This is a genomic window from Geomesophilobacter sediminis (genome assembly GCF_016458275.1).
In the GTDB taxonomy this organism is placed as follows: Bacteria; Desulfobacterota; Desulfuromonadia; order Geobacterales; family Geobacteraceae; genus Geomesophilobacter; species Geomesophilobacter sediminis.
Genome location: NZ_JAEMHM010000008.1, coordinates 161,721 through 178,147 on the forward strand (window position 1 = coordinate 161,721; position 16,427 = coordinate 178,147).

The 16,427-nt window shown below is 62.1% G+C and carries 18 protein-coding genes; 12 read left to right on the forward strand and 6 right to left on the reverse strand.

Annotated elements, in window-relative coordinates; genetic code table 11:
- Nucleotides 1–305: 305 nt before the first annotated feature.
- Complete coding sequence (locus JFN93_RS11190) at nucleotides 306–1,067, reverse strand: TIGR01458 family HAD-type hydrolase (protein ID WP_199384161.1); 762 nt, start codon at nucleotides 1,065–1,067, stop codon at nucleotides 306–308.
- 309 nt (nucleotides 1,068–1,376) lie between these two features.
- On the opposite strand from JFN93_RS11190, the gene JFN93_RS11195 reads away from it, so the two are divergent.
- From JFN93_RS11195 to JFN93_RS11215, 5 genes are all read left to right on the forward strand, one after another.
- On the forward strand, nucleotides 1,377–1,877 hold the full coding sequence (locus JFN93_RS11195; RefSeq protein WP_199384162.1) for an NUDIX domain-containing protein: 501 nt from the start codon (nucleotides 1,377–1,379) through the stop codon (nucleotides 1,875–1,877).
- A gap of 467 nt (nucleotides 1,878–2,344) precedes the next feature.
- Nucleotides 2,345–4,585, forward strand: a complete 2,241-nt coding sequence (locus JFN93_RS11200; protein WP_199384163.1) for a PAS domain-containing protein — start codon at nucleotides 2,345–2,347, stop codon at nucleotides 4,583–4,585.
- Nucleotide 4,586: 1 nt separating this feature from the next.
- Nucleotides 4,587–5,564 (forward strand): sigma 54-interacting transcriptional regulator, encoded by a 978-nt coding sequence (locus tag JFN93_RS11205; RefSeq protein ID WP_199384164.1) that lies wholly within the window; start codon nucleotides 4,587–4,589, stop codon nucleotides 5,562–5,564.
- A 238-nt stretch (nucleotides 5,565–5,802) separates the two neighbouring features.
- Nucleotides 5,803–6,192: an STAS domain-containing protein gene (locus JFN93_RS11210; RefSeq protein WP_199384165.1), complete on the forward strand. Its 390-nt coding sequence runs from the start codon at nucleotides 5,803–5,805 to the stop codon at nucleotides 6,190–6,192.
- Between the two features lie 464 nt (nucleotides 6,193–6,656).
- Nucleotides 6,657–7,196 (forward strand): DUF2284 domain-containing protein, encoded by a 540-nt coding sequence (locus JFN93_RS11215; protein ID WP_199384166.1) that lies wholly within the window; start codon nucleotides 6,657–6,659, stop codon nucleotides 7,194–7,196.
- 20 nt (nucleotides 7,197–7,216) lie between these two features.
- Here the strand turns inward: JFN93_RS11215 and JFN93_RS11220 are convergent, their stop codons facing one another.
- Nucleotides 7,217–7,573, reverse strand: a complete 357-nt coding sequence (locus JFN93_RS11220) for a hypothetical protein (RefSeq protein WP_199384167.1) — start codon at nucleotides 7,571–7,573, stop codon at nucleotides 7,217–7,219.
- Between the two features lie 114 nt (nucleotides 7,574–7,687).
- Between JFN93_RS11220 and JFN93_RS26220 the strand changes: the two genes are divergently transcribed.
- Nucleotides 7,688–8,305, forward strand: a complete 618-nt coding sequence (locus tag JFN93_RS26220) for a lipase maturation factor family protein (protein ID WP_268898813.1) — start codon at nucleotides 7,688–7,690, stop codon at nucleotides 8,303–8,305.
- An 80-nt stretch (nucleotides 8,306–8,385) separates the two neighbouring features.
- Here the strand turns inward: JFN93_RS26220 and JFN93_RS11230 are convergent, their stop codons facing one another.
- Nucleotides 8,386–8,979 (reverse strand): acyl carrier protein phosphodiesterase, encoded by a 594-nt coding sequence (locus JFN93_RS11230; RefSeq protein WP_199384169.1) that lies wholly within the window; start codon nucleotides 8,977–8,979, stop codon nucleotides 8,386–8,388.
- 293 nt (nucleotides 8,980–9,272) lie between these two features.
- Here JFN93_RS11230 and moaA point away from each other — a divergent pair, with 293 nt between their 5' ends.
- Nucleotides 9,273–10,247, forward strand: a complete 975-nt coding sequence (moaA, locus tag JFN93_RS11235) for a GTP 3',8-cyclase MoaA (RefSeq protein WP_199384170.1) — start codon at nucleotides 9,273–9,275, stop codon at nucleotides 10,245–10,247.
- Between the two features lie 15 nt (nucleotides 10,248–10,262).
- Nucleotides 10,263–10,706 carry an MOSC domain-containing protein gene (locus JFN93_RS11240; protein WP_199384171.1) on the forward strand — a complete coding sequence of 148 codons (444 nt, stop codon included), beginning with the start codon at nucleotides 10,263–10,265 and terminating at the stop codon, nucleotides 10,704–10,706.
- Between the two features lie 43 nt (nucleotides 10,707–10,749).
- On the opposite strand, the gene JFN93_RS11245 is transcribed toward JFN93_RS11240, so the two are convergent.
- The gene (locus JFN93_RS11245) at nucleotides 10,750–11,286 is read right to left on the reverse strand and encodes a M48 metallopeptidase family protein (protein WP_199384172.1); all 537 of its coding nucleotides are present in this window, start codon (nucleotides 11,284–11,286) and stop codon (nucleotides 10,750–10,752) included.
- Nucleotides 11,287–11,512: 226 nt separating this feature from the next.
- Here JFN93_RS11245 and JFN93_RS11250 point away from each other — a divergent pair, with 226 nt between their 5' ends.
- The 4 genes from JFN93_RS11250 to JFN93_RS11265 all read left to right on the forward strand — a co-directional run bounded on the left by JFN93_RS11250 (nucleotide 11,513) and on the right by JFN93_RS11265 (nucleotide 15,163).
- Nucleotides 11,513–12,733, forward strand: a complete 1,221-nt coding sequence (locus JFN93_RS11250) for a molybdopterin molybdotransferase MoeA (protein ID WP_199384173.1) — start codon at nucleotides 11,513–11,515, stop codon at nucleotides 12,731–12,733.
- A 75-nt stretch (nucleotides 12,734–12,808) separates the two neighbouring features.
- A complete protein-coding gene (moaC, locus tag JFN93_RS11255; protein WP_199384174.1) occupies nucleotides 12,809–13,291 on the forward strand; it encodes a cyclic pyranopterin monophosphate synthase MoaC in 483 nt (160 codons plus the stop codon).
- Complete coding sequence (locus JFN93_RS11260) at nucleotides 13,288–13,773, forward strand: MogA/MoaB family molybdenum cofactor biosynthesis protein (RefSeq protein WP_199384175.1); 486 nt, start codon at nucleotides 13,288–13,290, stop codon at nucleotides 13,771–13,773. Before moaC ends, JFN93_RS11260 begins: the two co-directional genes overlap by 4 nt.
- A 382-nt stretch (nucleotides 13,774–14,155) precedes the next feature.
- The gene (locus JFN93_RS11265; RefSeq protein ID WP_199384176.1) at nucleotides 14,156–15,163 is read left to right on the forward strand and encodes a GGDEF domain-containing protein; all 1,008 of its coding nucleotides are present in this window, start codon (nucleotides 14,156–14,158) and stop codon (nucleotides 15,161–15,163) included.
- Nucleotides 15,164–15,259: 96 nt separating this feature from the next.
- Here JFN93_RS11265 and JFN93_RS11270 read toward each other — a convergent pair whose 3' ends face one another.
- Nucleotides 15,260–15,568, reverse strand: coding sequence for a photosystem P840 reaction-center cytochrome c-551 (locus tag JFN93_RS11270; RefSeq protein WP_199384177.1), 309 nt, complete (start codon nucleotides 15,566–15,568; stop codon nucleotides 15,260–15,262).
- A gap of 74 nt (nucleotides 15,569–15,642) precedes the next feature.
- A complete protein-coding gene (locus JFN93_RS11275) occupies nucleotides 15,643–16,299 on the reverse strand; it encodes a hypothetical protein (RefSeq protein ID WP_199384178.1) in 657 nt (218 codons plus the stop codon).
- Nucleotides 16,300–16,427 lie beyond the last annotated feature (128 nt).

Consider the following 16,427-nt stretch of genomic DNA (forward strand, 5'->3'; position numbering starts at 1 on the left):
GTTTCAGTCCCGGCCGAATATCTCTTTATTTTCTGGGGGGAAAGTTCTTAAAATGAACCATGGTGATTCATTGTCATGGGAGTGACCGGCGCCGGGAAAAGCCTGATCGGGGGCATGCTGGCGGCGGATTTGGGGTGGATCTTCCTGCAAGGTGACCTCTTGCGATTCAGATTACCCGCTGTTTGCGGGATCGCGCCAGGAATGGCGCTCCCACAGCTTCGGTCGGCGGCATGCGTGCAAAGGGGCGTCACTGTTGACGCGATTGGTTCGCCCGCTCGGGTTACCCGCTGTTAGCGGGATCGTGCCTATCCCAACTGGGCCAGGATTGCATCGGCTGCCGCCGAGATGTCTTTGGCCAGGGTGAAGTGCCCGGATATCTTGGCCTCGTCCCCCGGACGGTATTTGCCGGTCTGCACCAGTACCCCCTTAAGCCCGGCCTGCAGCGCGGCGCCGACGTCCGACTCGGCATCATCGCCGACCATCACGCACTCTTCCGGTGCCAGACATGCCTCCGCTGCCGCCGCGGCAAAGAAATCGGCGGAGGGTTTGCCTAGGACCACGGCCTGGGTCTCGGCGGCGTATTCCAGGGCGGTGACGAATGGCCCGGCATCCAGGTCGAGGCCGTTGGTCCCCTCGAAATACCGGGTCCTCCCGGTCGCCAGCAGCCGGGCCCCTTTTTTCAGCAGCCGGAACGCCTCGTTCATGTTGCGATAGGTGAAATCGTCCTGGGCATATCCCACCACCACCGCATCCGGCTCATCCTGGGGCAGGCCGTCGTACTCGGCGACCAGGTTGCGGTGCACCAGGAGGTGGGGACGCAGCCCGTTTGCCTCAAGGTACCGGCGCACGGCGAGCGGCGCCGTGAAGATGTGCTCCTGGGGCATGCCGAATCCCATCCGGACCAGGTCGCCGTGCAGCATTTTTCGCGTCTTGCGGGAGGTGTTGGTGACGAAACGCACGATGAGACCGGCACCCTCCAGCCGGGACAGCGCTTCGATAGCTCCAGGAATTGCGGTCTCCCCGACATGGATGGTGCCGCTGAGATCCACAAGAATGCCCTTTATCATGATTTCCTCCCGGTCCCAGTCGCTCTGGATCAGCCATTGGTTTTCGTTTTCTGATGCGGGTGCACCAGATGTACCTTTTTGCCTCGGTGGAATCAAGGGTGGTGGCACGGTTTTCGCCGCGGGTTTCTCTTTACCCACTCGGTTCCGGAGCGGCAGGAGAGTCTTGCGGTAAGCCCCTCACCCCGAACCTCTCCCGGAGGGAGAGGGAGGTTTCGGATAGGAAAATACTTTGTCTTTAATTGGTTACCGGCAAGGCCGGCGGCATTGGCGGGATGGTCTGGTTCCATGCCGCCGCCACGGGGAGGAACCATGCCCAAGCAGAGCGCGGGAATCGTTTTGTACCGCTTCCGGGGTGGGGTCCCGCAGGTTTTTCTGGTCCATCCCGGGGGACCGTTTTGGAAAAACAAGGATCTCGGCGCCTGGTCGATCCCCAAGGGGGAATACCTGGACGGCGAGGACCCGCTGACGGTTGCCCGCCGGGAATTCCAGGAGGAGACCGGATTCACGGTGGACGGACCCTTTACCCGGCTCGAACCGGTACGGCAGCCGGGCGGGAAGGTGGTTTCGGCGTGGGCCGTGGAGGGTGAATGTGACGCCGCGCGGATAACCAGCAACCTCTTCCAGATGGAATGGCCTCCCCGCTCCGGCAGGAGCGCCGAATTCCCCGAGGTGGACCGTGCCGACTGGTTCACCCTCCCCGAGGCGTCGGAGAAGATCCTCAAGGGGCAACTCGGCTTGCTGGATCAGCTTCAGAATTTGCTCGGCCTGCCACTTCCCTCGGGTCCCCCGCCTAAAGAGATGGAGACCTGATGCAACGTGGCACCCCGTGCCCCCGCCGTGGGGCGGTTCGACCGCAGCGATCTCTGTGATATGCCACCTCTTAGCCTTGCCAATCTCACAAACGGAATCCCTTCTCTGTCTTCACCGTCAGACAAAGTTTTCCTTTCTGTCACGCTGGGAAAATTTCCCTGTTACAGTAGAATAGTCACTGTTTTTTCCGGATGGCGCGGCAGGCAGTATCGGAGAGAGCTTCTCTCTGTTGTCATCACTGTTGGCCACCCTGAGCACGCTTTCTCGACCGTTCACTAGATTTCAACAACCATACCAGCGAAATAGAGCTATCTTTTCCCTGCTGCCATTCATTGGGGCCTCACGTTCTGTCAATGCCAAACGCTCTGAACAAACATCAGGATCATCATTCACCGCCGTCCGACCATGTGCCGGAATTCTCCGAAATCGCCTGCGGGGCGAAAGCGATCGGGAAGGGGAGGGAAGGCTTGCGCATCGTCTGTCTTGCCAGCGATCCCGATTACCTCCGAGATGCCACGGCCCGCTTGGCCGGCGCCGGCTTGGCGCAGGCGCTGGCGGAGGTTGAGGGGCGGGAAGCGCTCGTCCAGGCGCTGGACCAGGGGGACGTCGACCTCGTGCTGGCCGACCACGAAATCCTCCTGGACGGAGACGGCAGCAATCTCGATCTGGTCCGGCAGTACTTTCGGCTGCTCCCTTTCGTGGTTTTCGGTGACCTTTCCGAAGACAACGCCCTGGACCTGCTCGAACTCGGCATTGCCGATTATGTCCCCCGGGGCGACCTCGCCCGCATGGTCAACTCGGTCTTTCGCTGCCGCCGGGCGGCGCTCGAAAAGGAGATGTTGCGCCGGTCCCGGTTGCAGGAGTCCCGGGTGTCCCGGCTGAACGCTCTCGCCCTCCAGGTGCTCTCCTGCTCCACCGTCAAGGAGGTGCTGCAGGTGACCGGCGAGGCGGTCCTGGCGCTGCTTTGCTGCCGCTACGTCCACGCCGGACATGGCACCGACGGACGCCTTTCCTGGGCGGTCCACTCCGGGCTGGATGACAACGGCCATCCTCCGGTACCGCGTGCGGCCGACATCCTGAACCGGCTCCGGGAAAGCTCCGGCTCCTTACGCTGGCACCACGGCCACGCCGTCTCGGGAAAGCAGGTGGGAGCGATCCCGCATCCCCGTTCCAAGGAACCGGCGGGAGATTTTGCCGCCGCCGCGCTCTCCGGGCTCGATGGGGGGGAGGCCGGGGCGGTCATTGCGGTGGAAAAGATCGAAGGGAGCTTCAGCCGGACCGACGAGGCCCTTCTCAAGCAGGTTGCGGCGGTCGCCTCGCTGGCGATCCGGCACATCGAGGCGCGCCGCGAGGCGGAACGGCAGGCGCGGGCGCTGAAACGCGAGCAGCGCGCCAGCCGAAAGCTTGCCGACCAGCTCGCTCTCGCCTTGAAAGCGGGCCGCTCCGGGACCTTCGACTGGGACGTGAAAAACGGGGGAGGACGCTGGTCCGACGAGCTCCTGGAGCTCTACGGCCTGCGCCGGGAGGAGTTCGGGGAGCGCTTCGAGGATTGGCTTGAATGCGTGATTCCGGAGGACCGGCAGACGGGAAGCCACGCCTTCCGGCAGGCGATGGAAACGGGGGAATTTGGCTGCGAGTTCCGCATCCGCCGGCGGGACAACGGGGAACTGCGCTGGATGTACGGCCGGGCTCGTTTCCTCAAGGACGGTAACGGCGAGGCGATCCGGGCGGTCGGTATCAACGTTGACATCACCGAACGCAAGGAGGTCGAAGAGCAGATCCGGGAGCTGAACCGGGTTCTGGAGCAGCGCAACGCGGAACTGAACCGGGAGCGGCGGGAATTGCAAAAGGCGCGTCAGGAGCTGGAGGAACGGGTGGCGGAGCGGACCGTGGAACTCGCCGATACCGTGGAGAGCCTGCTCCAGGAAATCACCGAACGTACGCGTGCCGAACAGGAGCTCCAGGCCGAGACGGCGGAGCGGCTCCGGGCAATTGAAGCCCTGCGCGAGAAAGACCGGATGCTGATGCAGCAGAGCCGGCAGGCCGCCATGGGGGAGATGATCGGCAACATCGCCCACCAGTGGCGCCAGCCCCTCAACGCCCTGGCGCTCATGATCCAGTCCCTTTCGGTGGAAAAACAGCTCGGCGAGCTGACCGAGGAGTATCTCCTCTCCATCGAGCAGAAGTCGATGAAGATCATCCATCACATGTCCCAGACCATCAACGATTTCCGCAACTACTTCAAGCCGGACAAGGAAAAGGCCCCCTTCATCGTCAGCAGCGCCGTGCGGAGCACGGTCTCCTTTCTGGAGGAAAGCTTCTTCTGTCAGGACATCGAGATCCGGGTGCATATCGACGAGGACGTCGTCGTCGACGGCTATCCCAACGAGTACGCCCAGGTGCTTTTGAACATCCTGAACAACGCCCGCGATGCCTTCCTGGACCGGGAGGTCCCGCCGCCGCGCATTATCGAGATCCGGGTCGCCGGGCGAGAGGGGCGCTCCGTGGTGACGGTCGTCGATAACGCCGGGGGAATCTCGGAGGCGGTTCTCCCCAAGATTTTCGAGCCCTACTTTACGACCAAGGAACCGGACCGGGGCACCGGTGTCGGGCTTTTCATGTCCAAGAGCATCGTCGAGAAAAATATGGGTGGCCGCCTGACGGCCCGCAACGTGAACGGCGGGGCCGAGTTCACCATCGAGGTCTGATATGACGGTCCGCTTTCCTGAGATCATCACCCAAAACAGCGTGATGGGCGATCTGCTCCAATACCTGGAGCTCATCGCCCCTTCCGGGCAGCCGGTGCTCATCCTCGGTGAGACCGGGGTAGGCAAGGAACTCTTTGCCCGGGCGCTGCACGACGCGAGCGGCAGGGACGGGCTTTTCATCGCGGTGAACGTCGCCGGACTGGATGACCACATGTTCTCCGACACCCTTTTCGGGCACGTAAAGGGGACCTATACCGGCGCGGATTCGGACCGGGAAGGGCTGGTCAGCCGGGCGGCGGGGGGGACCCTGTTTCTCGACGAGATCGGCGACCTGGCTGAACCGGCCCAGATTCGGCTGCTCCGGCTGGTACAGGAACAGGAATACTATCGCCTTGGTTGCGACACCCCCTCGCGCAGCGACGCGCGTATCGTCATTGCCACCAATCGGGATCTCCGGAGGGCGATGAACGATGGCCGGTTCCGCAAGGATCTCTATTACCGTCTCTTCGCGCATCAGATCCCGGTCCCCCCTCTGCGTTCCCGGCCGGACGACATCCCGCTGCTGCTGGACAGCTTCGTCCGCTATGCGGCCCAGTCGCTCGGGCGGGAGGTTCCTTCCTACCACCCTGAGCTCATCACCCTGCTTGGTTCCTACTCCTTTCCGGGCAACGTTCGGGAGTTCCAGGCGATGGTGTTCGAGGCGGTGGCCCGAAGCGGAGGGGGCAAGATCTCCCTGGATCTCTTCAAGGAGATCATCCTGCGGGAGCGCTCCGATGCGCTGCCAGCCCAAGGGGGGGCGGGGAGGCCGGAAGTCCCTCCGGTGATTGCCTTCTCCCGCTTTCCCACCCTGAAGGAGGCCGAGGATTTGCTGATCGCCCAGGCGCTGGCGCTGGCCAAGTCAAATCAGGGCGTTGCTGCTGCCATGCTCGGTATCTCCCGCCAGGCACTCAACCGGAGGCTGCAGCCCAAGGATAAGTGACCCCTGCAACTTTTTTGATTGTGCTCCGAAAACGGAACTGCTGGTAAGTGGCTGTTTCTCCGCAGTTCCTCTCCCTTGTCAAAAAATCCCCGCACCATTGGTTGCACCCCCTCCCGAATCCGCTCTCTCCCATCACTTTTGCTAACCCTTCGAAGCACCGGCAAAATCTCGTGCCGCCCCGTTTCGGCATAAAAGCTGCTCTACAGGAGGCCATGGTCAGCCATGCTGCGAGGGTCCGATGGTCGCGTACACCATTTCGAGTGCCAGGAACTACGATTCCAGTCTCAGGACTACCCTCCATATCGAGGGGGCCGTCACCGTGGCGGACTGGGAGCGTTTGCGGGAACTGCTCATCGACGTATTGAAGAACAGCGAGCAGCTTGTGCTGAACATCGAGAACGTTTCGGAGTTCGACGATTCTTTCAACGTGCTGGTCTGCCTGTTGCGCAGGACGGTTCAACTGCTCAGCAAAAGACTTACCATCGTCGGGAAAGCGGCAGATACTTTTTCATGTATCTATGAAGCTGCCCTGCATTCCGATAAACATGCTTGTTCCTATGCCACGACGAGTTCGTGCTGCATTTGGGATAACCTGTTTACCAACAGTCCCTATACCCTGAAACAATGAAACAATAAACAATGAGACAATGAGACAATGAGGCAATGAAAGTCCGGGTAGGAAAGATTGAGTTTAACCCAAGATTCTGTTCAATGCGGAGGGCAACAATGGCTGGGAAGCGAGTTAGGATGTGGGAATTGGAACAGGGGGATCGGGTCCGACAGGCCCCGACCTTCGTCAAACCTGTCGAAGTAAAACGGTTCTGTTGATCGCAGTATCAGGCTGAAACCAGGAACCAGCACCGATCGGGCTGGACCTGCCGTAGGTGCCATCTCCTTTTCCTCAAGCTGCAGGGGCGGGCTCGCAGGCAATAGTGCCGGGGCCGGGGGATAGCTAAGAAGTGGGCCTGCGGCAGGTCCAACCTGACCGGTTATGTAAAAAAAGGCCGGCCCGAATGGGCTGGCCTTTTTGTTTGTTTTTGTTTAACCTCCGGGACCACTTCCCGCCAGGGAGGATCCGGGGAGGGACCGATCATGGCTGACCAGAACGCATTGCAGAGATTGTTTCACAAGCACGGCTTCAGTGATTTCCGCTGGATCGATCCCGCCGAAATCGTGGTCGCGAACTGGGTCCGCATGAAATGCACCTTCGGGTGCGATTCCTACGGCAGGAATGCCTCCTGCCCCCCCAACACCCCTTCCATTGCCGAATGCCGGAGCTTCTTTCGCGAGTACCGCATCGGCGCCGTGTTTCACTTCACCAGCCGCTTCGAGGACCCGGACGACCGCCATGAGTGGTCGCGCAAGGTGAACCTCGAACTTTTGGCCCTGGAGCGGGAAGTCTTTCTGCAGGGATATCAGAAAGCGTTTCTGCTTTTCATGGATAGCTGCAACCTCTGCAAAGAGTGCGCTAAGTCCCGCAGTGTCTGCCGCAACCGCAAGATGGCGCGCCCTGCTCCGGAAGCCCTCGGGATGGACGTCTTTGCCACCGTGCGCGGCTTTGGCTTCCCCATTGACGTGCTTTCCGACTATCAGCAGGAGATGAACCGCTACGCCTTCCTTCTGCTGGAGTAGCGCCTCCCGCGGCTCCTTCGTTACCGGGGAATCGGGGACCTATCATCATCTTTCCGTTCTTCGTCGTCACGATTTTCCAGCGGTACCAGGACAAACGTCTCGTCGTGCCCTTCGAAATAGAGCGCGAACAACGTCCCCTCCTCCTCAACCCGGTGCATGACCTGTTCCGGCGTCAACCCGTAGATTTCCGCGTACTCCTCCGGGGGCACCAGGGGATACCCTTCATGGTGCAACTGTCCCGCCACCGCTGACCACGCAACCCGCGATTCCACTTCCATGATGTTCTCGCGCGGCCCCTTCATCACGAATTCTCCGAGCTCCAGCCGGATCGCGACCCGGTCGGCAAGATCTCGAAGCACGTTCAGCTCAACCGTCATGGCAATTCCCCCCATTTTCCTGGCGTTATCCCGTGGTTTTGCTTCCCCGGCCGATGGCAGAAAGGGTAACTATACCACAGCAGTAGGCGACTGGTGTCGTGTGGGGATATGAGCATGATCGGGGTCGGCTCAATTTGGCTCGCCGTCCCCCCGGAAAAGTTGCGGGTGTCCCCTGGTCCCACGGAAGGCCGTCCCCGTGCTTGCCGCCGGGGGGGGCTTGGATACAATCGTTCAATTGTCCCGGGGGGGGCAATTCCGTTGAAGGGGACCGGGTTTAGGGGGAACACGTCATGGAAATCGCCGGAGTCCTCACCTTACTGTGCCAGGGGATTCTCCTGGCCCGTGGCAATTTCTCCTGGCTCGGCCTGCTCACCGTTGTCCTTGCACTCAGCACCTTCAGCAGTCCCAACTGGAAAAGGTCCTGCCGGCCACCTGCGCCTGGATTGGCTGATGTGGTTTGCCGCGATGCCGTCACTTTATTACGATCCCTGGTTCGTCCGGCTTCTGGAGCGGATCCTTCAGGGAGACCGGCCGACCCTGGCGCTCCTGGACGGCAATCCTTTTCCGGAGGCGCCGCCGAAGTTCGTCCGAGCCCTGCACTACCGTTACCGGTTTACCACTCCGGAGGAGCGGCGACGAACGGGTGCCTGGTGGCACCGGGATCTGGCGGGGATCTATTTCCCGCCGGTGTCGCGGGAGGAGCTTTGGGAGTTGGACCGGCAGCTTCCGTAGCGGGAAGCGAAAAAGAGTAGGTAGCGCGGAAGGGGGATTACGACCACGGTGCCGATACGGAAAGAGCCGGGCACGCGGCCTCAGCGCGAGCCGATTCGTTCGGCGAGAAAGCTCCGGGCGTCGGCTCCGACTTCGGGGAGAAAGGCAAGGAAGTCACGGTGCAGCCCGTCGTAATGCCGGGCGAGTTCCGCTCCGCCGGCGGGGAGCGGGTTAGGTTGCCTGATCCGGTGCGACAGACGTTTCAGGGCGTGATCGATCCCGGAAACGGTGCGGTAGGAGGGGATGAAGTCGTCGAAGATCAAGGGGAGCAGGTTCTGCAGCCGTTGGGGGAGGGTGTCTTTGCGCGCCTCCACGATGCTGCGGACCCGATCCAGGTATCGGTCCAGCGGATCGGCGGCGAAAGCGCTCCAGTTGAGGGAGAGGAAATGGTCGTAGCAGAGGTCGACCACCACGCCGCGGTACAGCCCCAGCTCGGGGGAAAGCCGGTTACGGCTCCGGACGAAGCAGGGATGGTTCTGGGCAAAGGAATCGATTCTGCGGTGCAGTCGAAGCCCCGTTGCCAACCCGGGTGAAAAATCGTCACCGATCCTCCCTTTTACGAAATCTCCGGCGAGGTTGCCCACCAGGATCTCCGGGTCGTCGCCGGACAGGTAAAGATGGAATAGGTAGTTCATGCACGTGTTCCTTCCCGGGCAAAAAGCAGTGGTACGGATGGCGCTCCTTCCCTCGCTCAGGGTAGCATGAACGCGGTCGAAGCTGGGACATTTGTTGCACCGGGGGGGCGCGTGGGGTGGGGACCCCGTGCTCACGCGGCAGCGCAAGGATCGAACGGCGCGGGTTGCCTCCTGGTGACCCAGTTTGGTAATGTATACGCCCCGCAGCCGTGGAAAGTTCTGGAGATCGACGGAAAAAATCTCTACACTAGGAGGTCCGGCGCCCTATGTCTACCCGCCGGCAAAGGAAACCTATGGAGCTCGTTGATACTTTCGGCCGCAGGATCAATTACCTGCGCCTTTCGATCACCGACCGCTGCAACATGCGCTGTCGTTACTGCATGCCGGCGGAAGGGGTGGAGAAACTCACCCACAGCGACGTCCTGAGTTACGAGGAGCTGCTGCGGATCGGTCGCGCCGCCGTGAATGAAGGGGTCGAGAAGATCCGCGTCACCGGAGGCGAACCGCTGGTGCGCAAGGGGATCCTCCCCTTCCTCTCTTCCCTGTCGGCGCTTCCCGGCCTCCGCCAGCTGGTGCTGACCACCAACGGCGTCCTTCTGGAGGAGCTGGCGGCGCCGCTGCACGCGGCGGGGGTTCAGCGGCTGAACGTGAGCCTCGACTCGCTGGACCCGGCACGTTTTGCCGCCGTCACCCGCGGCGGGGATCTCTCCCGGGTGTTGGCCGGAATTGAGGCGGCGCGGCGGGAAGGGTTCCCGATCAAGCTCAACATGGTGGTGATGCGCGGGGTGAACGACGACGAGGTGGAGTCGGTGGCCTCGCTGGCGCTCGACGCCCCGTTCTCGGTCCGTTTCATCGAGTACATGCCTTCTTCCGGCGAGGAGCGTTGGCAGTCGCTCGTGGTCCCGGGAGAGGAAATTTTGCGCCGGCTTTCGGCGCGCTTCACCCTGGAACTGGTGGACCGCGGCGCCTTGTCCGGTCCGGCCCGGGAGTACCGCATTCCCGGAGCGGCCGGGACGGTCGGTATCATCACCCCGGTGACCGGCCACTTCTGCGGCGACTGCAACCGGATCCGGGTGACCTCCACCGGCAAAGCCAAAAGCTGCCTTTTTTCCGGGGGCGAACTCGACCTCCGCCCCTACCTGCAGGAGGGGGACGCCGCGCTGCAGGAGGCGCTGCGCCGGATCGTCCGGGAAAAACCGCACCGGCACCAGCTGACCCAGGAAAATGATGAACCCACCCCGTTCGCCATGTCGAAAATCGGCGGCTAACACTCAGGAGAAAAGATGGCATCCGTTGTAGCGGTCTGTATCAGCGAAAAGAAGGGAGAGCGCAAGACCCCGGTCGAGTCGGTGGTCCTTCGGGAGAATCACGGCATCGTGGGGGACGCCCATGCGGGAGACTGGCACCGCCAGGTGAGCCTGCTGGCCCGGGAGAGCATCAACAAGATGCGGGACATGGGGCTGGACGTGGACAACGGCGATTTCGCCGAGAACCTCACCACCGAGGGGATTCATCTCTACTCGCTCCCGGTGGGGGCGCGGCTTACGGTTGGGGAGACGCTTCTCGAGGTGACCCAGATCGGGAAGGAGTGCCACACCCGCTGTGCGATCTACCATCAGGCGGGAGACTGCGTCATGCCCAAGGAAGGGATCTTTGCCAAGGTGCTCAAAGGGGGGACGGTACAGGCGGGGGATGCGGTCGCGCTGGTGGAGGCGGGATCGGAGTAGGCGCGACGGAGATTTTCTTCGTTCCGGAGCGCCACGCGGGCCTTTACCCCCGATCCCCGACCCCAGATCCCTGATCCCGGTCATACAGCGGACCGGAGAGGTCGACATAGGTCAGGTAGAGTCTCAGGTCGAACTCCAACTGGTGGTATTCCGGTTCCAGGTGCTCGCAGAGTTGGTAGAACGCCTTGTTGTGGTCCCGCTCTTTAAGATGCGCCAGTTCGTGCACCACGATCATGCGCAGAAACTCCAACGGCGCCTCCTTGAACAGGGAGGCGACCCGGATCTCGTGCTTCGCCTTGAGTTTCGCCCCCTGAACGCGGGAAGCGAAGGTATGCAGTCCCAGCGCGTTGTCGATGACGATCTTCTGGTCGTAGACGACCTTGCTGAGCGGCGGCGAGTTGCGGAGATAGTCGTTTTTGATGTCGACGGCGAAGGCATAAAGCGCGCGGTCGGTCCTGACTTCATGGACGTTCGGGTACTTTTGCAACAGCGCCGCCCCGAGCCGATCCTCTTCGATCAGCCGGCTGACCTGCCCGACGACCTGCGGTGCATATCCCGCCAAGTATTTAAGCTGCTTCAATTTCTTTGCTCCGTTCAGATGATGAACCGCGGTGCCCGCGATGCCCCTACAGTAGCGTGTCGTGATGAACCCAGGCAAGAGGTTTTTGTGGCCACTTACGGGCAGTCCTGAGTGCACGGTGGGCACGGGGCGCCCACCCTACAGATGGTTGGCAGTTCCCTTCGAACTCCGCGTACGATCCGACCCCGGTCGCACAGGCGCGACTAATCATGCAAGAGGTACCTTAATGCCCGGTTTTGAAGAAGCTCGCCGCATTATCCTGGCGAACGTCCAGCCGCTCGGGGAGGAGCGGGTTCCGCTGCTCGATGCCTTGGGGCGCGTCGTCTCCCAGGATCTTGCCGCACCGTGGGACCATCCCTTGTGCGACTTTTCCGCCATGGACGGGTTTGCCGTCCGGGCCGCCGACTGTGCCCACATTCCGGTCACCCTCACGGTAACCGATTATCTTCCCGCCGGCGGCAGCATCGAGGGAAGCGTCGCAGCCGGTTGCGCGAACAAGATCATGACCGGGGCGCCCACGCCGCCGGGCTCGGACGCCATCGTGCCGATCGAGGAGGTGACCGAGGGGGAGGGGACGGTCACCGTCCGGGAACCGGTGCGCCCGGGGCAGCATATCCGCCGCCAGGGGGACGACCTCAAGGCGGGAACGGTGATCTTCCCCGCGGGAACGGTGATCCGCCCTGCCGAGGTGAGCATGCTCGCCTCGATGGGAAAGGCCGTGGTGCCGGTACGCCGCCGGGCCCGCGTCGCCATTCTTTCCACCGGCGACGAACTCATCGACCTGGGGCAGTCTCCCACCCGGGGCAAGGTGATCAATTCCAACGCCCTTTCCCTGGCCGCCGCGGTGCGGGACGCCGGGGGAGTGCCGGTTCTGCTGGGGATCGCGCGGGACAACCGGGAGAGCCATCGGGAAAAGATGCTCGAAGGGCTCAAGTGCGACGTGCTGATCACCTCAGCCGGGGTCTCCGCCGGAGACCGCGACCTGGTGCGCGCGGTTCTGGCCGAATTGGGGGCGCGGCAGCTCTTCTGGAAGATCGACATCAAGCCGGGTGGCCCGACCGCGTTCGCGGTGAAAGACGGCATCCCGGTCTTTTCGCTCCCGGGAAACCCGGTATCAACCATGGTGACCTTCGAGCTCTTCGTCCGACCGGCCCTCATGAAGATGATGGGACACCCCAAGGTGATCCGTCCCTTTGTGAAGGGGGTGCTTGCCGAGGATGTACGCAAGAAGCAGGGGAAACTGAACTTCATCCGGGTGCGCATCGAGAAGGAGGACGGCCGCTACCTTGCCTACAGCGCCGGCGATCAGCACACCGGGGTCTTATCCACCATCGTGCGAAGCGACGCGCTCGCCGCGCTGCCGCTGGATGCGGCCCAGGTGCCCGCGGGGACCGAGGTGGACCTCCTCTTCCTGCATGAGGTGGATCTACAGGAAGAGCCCCGCTGACCCGACTTGGGTTTCGCGGGGAGTCTTGGCGGGCGGTTCGTCGGCGGCATTACATGAACAGGAACAGGAGCAGACATGGCATTCAATCACTTTGACGAGCAGGGGCGGGCGATCATGGTGGACGTGAGCGGCAAGCAGCCGACGCTGCGGACCGCGGTCGCTTCCGCCAAGGTATTTCTGAAGCCGGAGACCCTGCAGGCGATCCTGGAAGGGAACATGGCGAAGGGGGATGTCCTCGGCGTCGCCCGGCTCGCCGGCATCGCCGCAGCGAAGAAGACTCCCGACCTGATTCCGCTTTCCCATCCGCTGGCCATCCACCATGCCGCCGTAGATTTCGAGGCCGACCCGGCCACCGGCGTGGTCCGGGTGCGCGCCACGGTGCGGGCTTTCGAGAGGACCGGCGTCGAGATGGAGGCGATGACCTCGGCCACGGTCGCGGCGCTCACCATCTACGACATGTGCAAAGGGGCGGACAAATCGATCAGCATCGGCGAGGTCATGCTCCTTTACAAGGAAGGGGGCAAGAGCGGGTTGTTCCAAAGAGAGGAGACGGCATGAGAGCGGCAATCCTTACCTTGAGCGACAAGGGGGCCCGCGGCGAGCGGACCGACGCCAGCGGCCCCGCACTGGAGGCCTTTTTGAAGGAGCGCGGAGTCGCCACGGTCAAGATGGATCTGATCGCCGACGAGGCGGCGCTGATTTCCGCGACCCTGGCGGCTTGGGCCGACGGAAACGTTGCCGACCTCATCCTCACCACCGGCGGGACGGGGGTTTCCCCGCGCGACGTCACCCCGGAGGCGACCGAGGCGATCTTGGACCGGGTGATCCCCGGGTTCGGCGAGGTGATGCGGGCCCGCAGCCTGCAGAAAACGCCGCATGCGATGATCTCCCGGGCGATCGCCGGCATCCGGGGTTCGGCACTGATCATCAACCTGCCGGGAAGCCCGAAAGGGGCGGTGGAGAACCTGGAAGCGGTCTGGCCGGCGGTGCCGCATGCGGTGGCGAAGATCCAGGGGGACCCGGCGGACTGCGCAACCTGAACGACGGGACCCTTCTGTCGGAGCGCCTTTCCAGGCGCGATCCGCCGGAGGCGGTGACCGCGGTTGCGGTTAATCGCTCCTGGAAAGGTGCTCCGACAGGGTTTGTCGCCTTGCATGCAAAGAGTCGATCGCGACGGGAATGTCACTCCTGCAGTATCATCCGAACCTTCCCAGCTCAGCATTCATATTGCTCTACCGGGAACCTTAACGATTGCCTGTCTCAGCTCTCAACGCCTCATCACTTGATGGGGCTTTTTGCTGTATTCAGAGATATTTCACTCTCTCAGCGATGCTTCCTATTGAGTTAGCTGAAAGATCTGATTCAATAGATGGAAGATGTTTTGCGGCGGTTGCATGTTCCTATGAGTTTTGGGGGTGCCCTTTGATTGAGCTTCACCAGATGGTCCTGTTTTCTTCGGGCGTCCTTGTCGGTTTGGCCTTGATTCCGGTCCTATCCCGTATCTTCGATCCGGAGAGCGTCCAGAGGTTTTTCGAGCGCCTGGGGCGGGGGGCGTTGGTGCCGTTTCTGCTGCCGGGGCGCCTTTGGCGCCGGGAGCCTTCCGAGGAGCAGCCTGGAACGGCGGCCCCCGGGGAACGTCCCGACCTGCGGGAGCACCGGATCAACGGGTCGCTCCAGGCGATCCGGTGCATACTGATGGCCTTGGCCGAGGCCATGCAACACATCGACGAAGCCGCCAGCACCTCGTCGCTGACCCTGTCGCAGGCACGCGACGCGCTGAACCGGACCGGGCTGCCCGACGACGTGAAGCAGACGGCGGCGCTCCTGGTGGCGCAGATCGACCGGGTGATTGCCGGCAACAATACGCTTCGCGCCGAGCTTGCCAGGTCGCGGGAGGTGCTGCAGACCCAGCAGCAGGTGATCGACTCGCTGCGTACCGAGGTCAGGGTCGACAAGATGACCCAGTTCGCCAACCGCGCCCATTTCGATGAGAGACTGGACGACCTGCTCCGGTCGAACCGGCGCGCCGACGACGGTTTTTTTCTGCTGCTCGTCGACGTCGACAACTTCAAGGCGATCAACGACAATTACGGGCACCCCGCCGGGGACCGGATATTGAAGGGGGTCGCCTTCAAACTCAAAAACGCCCTGCGCGAAAGCGATTTCGTGGCCCGGTTCGGCGGCGACGAGTTCGCCATCATCCTCGTCAAGGCGAACCGGCATGCGGCGACCGGCATCGCTTGGAAGCTCTGCCAGGAAATCCGGGACAGCCGGTTCCTGCTGGACGGCAACGACATCCAGGTCACCGTTTCCATCGGCGCGGCTGAGGCCCTTCCCGGCGATACCTCGGACACCCTGATCAAACGCGCCGACGGTGCCCTGTACGACGTGAAGGAAAGCGGGCGAAACGGGGTTCGCATCGCCGAGTGACGGTGCTGGACTGGTTCGCCCCGGTAGTGCAGACCAAAGAAAAGCCCCATCCGGACCGAGCCGGATGGGGCTTTTTAATTCATTCTGCCGGTTGAATTATTTCTTCAACGGGGTCTTCCAGTAGATCCCGAGAACCTCGCGTTCCTTCTGGCTCAACTTGGCGCCCTTCATCATCATCCGCTGCTCGATCGCGGCCATGTCCTTCTTGGCCTTGAAGGCGTCCTCGATCCTTTTGATGCCGTGGCACGAGGTGCAGCGGCGCTCCATCACCTGATGAGCGCTTTTGAAGTCGCCGCCGGACACGCTCCCCAGATTGCTCCCGGAGGCGCGGGTATCCTCCAGGGCCCACCCGGACGTAGCGCTTACGGCGATGGCGAGCGCCGCAAATAACATTCTCCTCTTCATATGAACTCCCTTTGGTGGTGGTCTGCGTGGGGCCGAGGCCGGCGTCCAGCGCCGCCACAGGATACCCTAAATTCTCATTTATTCAAGTTCTTTGATCTATTAATCTCTGGACCAGCTCCCGCCTTGTCCGGATCATCCGCCGCCTTGGCGTCGGGCCCTTTACCGAGGTTGCCGTAGTACTTCTCCTTGCAGGAGGGGCAGATGCCATGGGTGAGGCTGGCGCCGGTGACCTGCTGCAGGTAGACCTCGATACGTTCGTAGAACCCCTGGTCGTTGCGCACCGAGTGGCACCAGGCGCAGATCGGGACCATCTCCCGCAGTTCCTGGATTTCGGACAGGGCCTTCTTCAACTCGGCGTTCACCGCCTCCTTCTGCCGGAGCAGTTGACGGATGCGGAAGACCCCGAAGCCGATGAGCAACAAAAGGATGATCTTGATGGCGCCGTCCCAGTACCGGTACGTCTGTGCCACGTAGGCTGGCTTGAACAGGAAGTATTTCGCTCCGATGACGGTGCTGGCAACTGCTGCGGTGGCGAGGGAGAGGGGGAGGGATTCATTCCAGGCGACGAGGGCCAGAGGGATCAGGTAGAGCGGGTAGAGGCTCAGTCGAAACCCGATGAGGAAATCGAGATAGCCAAGGGCGATGATGAACGCGAATACCAGCGGGAGAACGATCGTTGCGGAGTACTTTCCCCTGATGCGCCTGCTGATGCTTTCTAATCCCCAACGCACAAAACGTGAAACCTCCTGGAATTTTTGGACTAGCCGATTATAGCATGGCCGCGGTTTTTATGAGAGGGGAACTGTATACATTGACGTGACGCCGATTTTCCAGTAATAGATTTGACCGCATTTCGAGG

Coding starts and splice junctions, on each gene's coding strand:
- JFN93_RS11250 (WP_199384173.1), top strand. CDS start 11,513: ATGCCCGGTTTTGAAGAAGCTCGCCGCATTATCCTGGCGAACGTCCAG.
- JFN93_RS11260 (WP_199384175.1), top strand. CDS start 13,288: ATGAGAGCGGCAATCCTTACCTTGAGCGACAAGGGGGCCCGCGGCGAG.
- JFN93_RS11220 (WP_199384167.1), bottom strand. CDS start 7,573: ATGACGGTTGAGCTGAACGTGCTTCGAGATCTTGCCGACCGGGTCGCG.
- moaC (WP_199384174.1), top strand. CDS start 12,809: ATGGCATTCAATCACTTTGACGAGCAGGGGCGGGCGATCATGGTGGAC.
- JFN93_RS11195 (WP_199384162.1), top strand. CDS start 1,377: ATGCCCAAGCAGAGCGCGGGAATCGTTTTGTACCGCTTCCGGGGTGGG.
- moaA (WP_199384170.1), top strand. CDS start 9,273: ATGGAGCTCGTTGATACTTTCGGCCGCAGGATCAATTACCTGCGCCTT.
- JFN93_RS11190 (WP_199384161.1), bottom strand. CDS start 1,067: ATGATAAAGGGCATTCTTGTGGATCTCAGCGGCACCATCCATGTCGGG.
- JFN93_RS11270 (WP_199384177.1), bottom strand. CDS start 15,568: ATGAAGAGGAGAATGTTATTTGCGGCGCTCGCCATCGCCGTAAGCGCT.
- JFN93_RS11240 (WP_199384171.1), top strand. CDS start 10,263: ATGGCATCCGTTGTAGCGGTCTGTATCAGCGAAAAGAAGGGAGAGCGC.
- JFN93_RS11205 (WP_199384164.1), top strand. CDS start 4,587: ATGACGGTCCGCTTTCCTGAGATCATCACCCAAAACAGCGTGATGGGC.
- JFN93_RS11215 (WP_199384166.1), top strand. CDS start 6,657: ATGGCTGACCAGAACGCATTGCAGAGATTGTTTCACAAGCACGGCTTC.
- JFN93_RS26220 (WP_268898813.1), top strand. CDS start 7,688: ATGATCGGGGTCGGCTCAATTTGGCTCGCCGTCCCCCCGGAAAAGTTG.
- JFN93_RS11230 (WP_199384169.1), bottom strand. CDS start 8,979: ATGAACTACCTATTCCATCTTTACCTGTCCGGCGACGACCCGGAGATC.
- JFN93_RS11210 (WP_199384165.1), top strand. CDS start 5,803: ATGGTCGCGTACACCATTTCGAGTGCCAGGAACTACGATTCCAGTCTC.